We start from the raw sequence: 4,004 nt of genomic DNA, 5'->3' as shown, positions 1-4,004 counted from the left end.
GCGTGGTCTCGGTCCGGTCCAGGCCCCGCAGGACGCTGCGGCGCAACCGGTCCGGGTCGAGGTGGCCGGCCCGGCGTTCCCAGACCCCCACCGTGCCGTCCGGGAGCCGGTCGAAGCCGAACCGCCGGGAGACCTCGTCGCGGGTCAGCACCTCGGCCCCGGCCACGCCGGCCGCCGCACCGGCGTCGACGGCGTCGAGCAGGTAGAGCGAGCCGGTGGCCCGCCACCCGGCGGCCGCGGCGAGCGCCGGGTCGTCCCACAGCTCGGCGAGGCTCGCGGTGGCCAGGGCCCGGGCGGCCGGATCGGGCTCGAAGGCGCGTGCCAGGCCACCGGAGGCGGCGGTGGCGTCGGCGTGCCCGCCGCCCGGACCGCCGCCGTGCGGGCCGACCAGCACCGCCTCGGCGCCCGCGTCCCGCAGCCGCCGGGCGAGCAGGACCCCGGCGAGGCCCGCGCCGACGACGAGCACGCGGGGCTCACCCACCGGAGGCCGCCGGTTCCGCGCCGCCGACGACGTCGAGCAGGCGGGCCGCCCGGTCCGGGTCACCGGGGTACGCGGCCAGCGCCGCCCGGACGACGGTGGCGCTGTCGAAGTGCGCCGGGCGCAGGGCCTGCTCACCCCGGGTCAGCTCGACGTCGGCGAGCACACCGTCCAGACCGGGTACGGCCCCGGCGCGCGTGGCGGCGTAGCGCGCCTTGAACGCCTCGTACACCTCGGGCCGGAAGTCCGACTCGTAGCGGTCCGGCCGGTCCCAGCTCAGGAACGCCCGCACCACGGCCGGGTCCTCGTCGGCGAGGAACTCGTGCGCCCAGATCGCGTGGCCCCGGCTGGTGGAGAACTTCGCGCCGGTGAGCCGGTAGAACTCGTTCACCACCAGGCCGGTGGGCCGGTCGGGCAGCCCGGCGGCCAGGTGCAGGGCGGGGATGAGCAGCGCGTAGTAGAAGGCGTTGTCCACCCCGAGGAAGATCCACTGCTCGCCCACGTCCCGCCACGCGTCGAGGTACCCGGCCAGGGTGTCCGCGTCCGGCCGCAGGTGGCGGGCGGGCAGCAGCAGGTTGGCCAGGGCCATCTCGGCCCAGACGTCGATGCGCAGGCCGTCGTCCCACTCGATGCCCCAGTCCGTCGGGTACGCCAGCGGCACCTCCGGCAGCCCGCCGTCGAGGTACGACGCGACGAGCCGGCGCAGCCGGGGCGGTAACACCGCCCCGGACCAGAACCCGGCGAGCCGTTCCCGGTGCTCGTCCAGCCGCAGCACCGGCACCGTGTGGGTGACCGGCTCCGGTGGCGCGTCGCAACAGGTGGACCGCGCGTCGACCAGGTTCGCGGCGCTGCAGAAACCGCCGCACCCCTCGCAGGTGCCGCCGTTCGCGCCTGCCCCGCAGGCCGGGCAGCGCCCCGCGACCCGCACGTGGTGCAGGGTCCGCCGGCAGGCCGCGCAGGCGCGCAGCGACACCGGCGCGACCTCGACCACCTTCGCCTCGACCAGTTCGGTGAGCAGGCCGGCCACCGCCCGGCGGTACGCCTCGTCGGCCAGTGGGTCGGCCATCACGTCGTACCGGATCCGCGCGGCGCGCAACGCGGCGTGGATCAGCCACCCGTAGCGGGCGACCGTGTCGGCCGGCGTCTCGCCGTTCGCCTCCGCCCGGGCGAGCACGTAGTTCTGGTGGGCGTCCAGCCCGCACTGGGTCACCACCCGCCGGCCGGCGGCGCGCAGCGCGCGGGCCGCCACGTCCCCGGCGACGTACGGGCCGCTGAGGTGCCCGAGGTGCAGCGGACCGTTAGGGGTGGGCGGCGGGGTGACCAGGAGCACCGCGCCCCGCCCGGCCGGATCGTCAGCCACGGCCGGTCCCGTCGCCCGCGTCCGTCCGGCCGGTCTCGGGGCGCGGCATCCAGTAGACGCTCAGGATGGTCAGCGGCTGCTCGGGGGAGGGGTTGTGGATGACGTGGCGCTGCTCGGGTTCGAGCAGGATCACCCCGCCGGTCGGCACCTCGACCTTCTCGCCGCCCGCCTCGTAGATGGCGGTCCCGCGGGTCACCACGGCGAACTCCACCTCGGGGTGGACGTCCTCGGTGCTGCTGCCGCCGGGCGGGATCACGCACCACATGGCGTCGAACGGCAACGGGCCGAGATCGCGGTACTGGGTCCAGCGGCCGATCTGGATGCCGTACTCGTCGGTGAGCTCGGCGGTGTCGCTGACGTACCTTCGCATGTTCGTCCTCCTGGTCGGCGCGATGCCCGTCGGGCGCGCCGGACGGATCTGGGTTTGCGGAGAGTGACCGGAAGTGGTGCTTCTGCGACGCAGAGCCAACCGCCTGCCGGAGTGGCAATTCGACTTCGGTCGATAGCGTCGGACCCACTGTGGACCTAACCTCGGCTGGCCAACAGGAGCTACACCGGCAGATCACCGGCAATGGCGCTACTGATTGCCCGCTCAGTGGCCGCGCAGCGGTGGTCCGCCTGTACGAATCCACCAGAACCGGTACGGAGACGACGCTGTGATCGGCTACATGGATACGTTGGGTGACGAAATTGCTACCGCTCGGCGACGAGCCAACCTGACTCAGGAGGAACTGGCCGCCCGCACCGGACTGAGCGTCCGGAGCATCCGCAACCTGGAGTCGTCGCGGGTGACCCGCCCGCGCCCGGCGACAGTGCGGCTGCTGCGCGACGTGCTCGGCCTGCCGGCCCACCCGGCGCCGGCCCGGATCCGCCCCATGCAGTTGCCGCTGGAGATTCCCGGCTTCACCGGCCGTTCGGCACAACTACGGCAACTCGACCGGCTGCTCGACGGCGGACCGCGGCGGATGTCCAGCGTGGTGGTCTGCGTCCTGTCCGGACGCTCCGGGATCGGCAAGACGGCGCTGGCGCTGCGCTGGGCCCACCGGTCCGCCGCACGGTTCGTCGACGGGGTGCTGCACGTCCAGCTCGGCGGAAGCGACTCGCGCCGGCCGGCGGTGGCGCCCGCGGAGGCGCTCGCCGGCCTCATCGAGGCGCTCGACGTCGGCCTGCGACTCGGCCTCGACTACACCGCCGGCATCATCCCGCAGCGGATCCAGGGCCTGGACGGTGTCTTCTTCTCGCCGTTCCTGCACGCCGGCTGGAACCACCTCTACAGCAACAGCATCCCGCTGATCCTGCTGGGCACGTTCGTGCTCGCCGCGGGCACCCGCCGGTTCCTCTGGTCCACCGCCGTCATCATCCTGGTCAGCGGCCTGGGCGTCTGGTTCACCGGCTCACCCAACTCGGTGGTGGTCGGCGCCAGCGGCGTCATCTTCGGCTACCTCGGCATCCTGCTCACCCGGGGCGTCGTCGAGCGGAGCTGGTGGAACTTCGCCGTCGGCCTGCTCGTCGGGTTGCTCTACGGCTGGCAGCTGCTCGGCATCCTCCCCACCGACGAGCGCGTCTCCTGGCAGGGCCATCTGTTCGGGCTGCTCGGCGGCGTCGTGGCGGCGATCCTGTTCCGCCGCCGCAGGGACACCGGCGACACCGACCACCTCGGCTCACCGAGGATGACGCTGCCCTGACGGCGCGTTGATCAGACCCCGGGACATGCTTGCCCGCGGCCACCCGCCCGCCTACCGTTTCGGCATCAGCGAGGGTTGATCCCGAAGCGGAAAGTGACGGTGAGCCATGCGCGAGGTCGATGTCGCCGTGATCGGGGCCGGTCCCGCAGGGCTCTTCGCCGCCTACTACGCCGGATTCCGCGGGCTCTCCGTGTCGGTCATCGACGCGCTGCCCGAGCCGGGCGGTCAGATCACCGCCATGTACCCGGAGAAGCTGATCCTCGACGTCGCCGGCTTTCCCGCGATCAAGGGCCGCGAGCTGGTCGCGAACCTGGTCGCCCAGGCCGCGCCGTTCCACCCCGACTACCAGCTCGGCGTACGCGCGGAAAAGCTGTCCTACCTCGACGGCCGGCCGGTGCTCGGCCTGGCCGGCGGCGAGCAGCTGAGCTGCGGCGCGGTGCTGGTCACCGGCGGGCTCGGCAGCTTCACGCCCCGGCCGTTG

General features: G+C 73.6%; 4 protein-coding genes and 2 pseudogenes. 3 read left to right on the top strand and 3 right to left on the bottom strand.

All coding sequences use genetic code 11. The annotated features are described in order from the left end of the window. The 3 genes from KBX39_RS25315 to KBX39_RS25305 all read right to left on the bottom strand — a co-directional run. Positions 1–481: FAD-dependent oxidoreductase (locus tag KBX39_RS25315; RefSeq protein ID WP_210872855.1), on the bottom strand; the 481-nt coding region annotated here is incomplete at its 3' end. Further along, a complete protein-coding gene (locus KBX39_RS25310) occupies positions 474–1,838 on the bottom strand; it encodes a class I tRNA ligase family protein (RefSeq protein ID WP_113972993.1) in 1,365 nt (454 codons plus the stop codon). The genes KBX39_RS25310 and KBX39_RS25315, both read right to left, overlap by 8 nt. Then, a complete protein-coding gene (locus KBX39_RS25305; protein ID WP_064445565.1) occupies positions 1,831–2,208 on the bottom strand; it encodes a cupin domain-containing protein in 378 nt (125 codons plus the stop codon). Before KBX39_RS25305 ends, KBX39_RS25310 begins: the two co-directional genes overlap by 8 nt. A gap of 298 nt (positions 2,209–2,506) precedes the next feature. Here KBX39_RS25305 and KBX39_RS33555 point away from each other — a divergent pair. From KBX39_RS33555 to KBX39_RS25290, 3 genes and pseudogenes are all read left to right on the top strand, one after another. Next, positions 2,507–2,677, top strand: a pseudogene (locus tag KBX39_RS33555) (multiprotein-bridging factor 1 family protein); the annotation flags it as partial. A 303-nt stretch (positions 2,678–2,980) separates the two neighbouring features. Beyond that, positions 2,981–3,523 (top strand): annotated as a pseudogene (locus KBX39_RS25295) (rhomboid family intramembrane serine protease); the annotation flags it as partial. Between the two features lie 106 nt (positions 3,524–3,629). Continuing rightward, on the top strand, positions 3,630–4,004 hold a 375-nt coding region (locus tag KBX39_RS25290), incomplete at its 3' end, for an NAD(P)/FAD-dependent oxidoreductase (RefSeq protein WP_210872853.1).

Source organism: Micromonospora sp. D75 (assembly GCF_018070405.1).
Taxonomy (GTDB): domain Bacteria; phylum Actinomycetota; class Actinomycetes; order Mycobacteriales; family Micromonosporaceae; genus Micromonospora; species Micromonospora chalcea.
Note: the sequence above shows the minus strand (reverse complement) of the source record. Positions and strands in the feature narration are given on the sequence as shown.

Excerpts from the sequence above, each read along its gene's own strand:
- KBX39_RS25305 (WP_064445565.1), bottom strand. The coding sequence starts at position 2,208 with ATGCGAAGGTACGTCAGCGACACCGCCGAGCTCACCGACGAGTACGGC.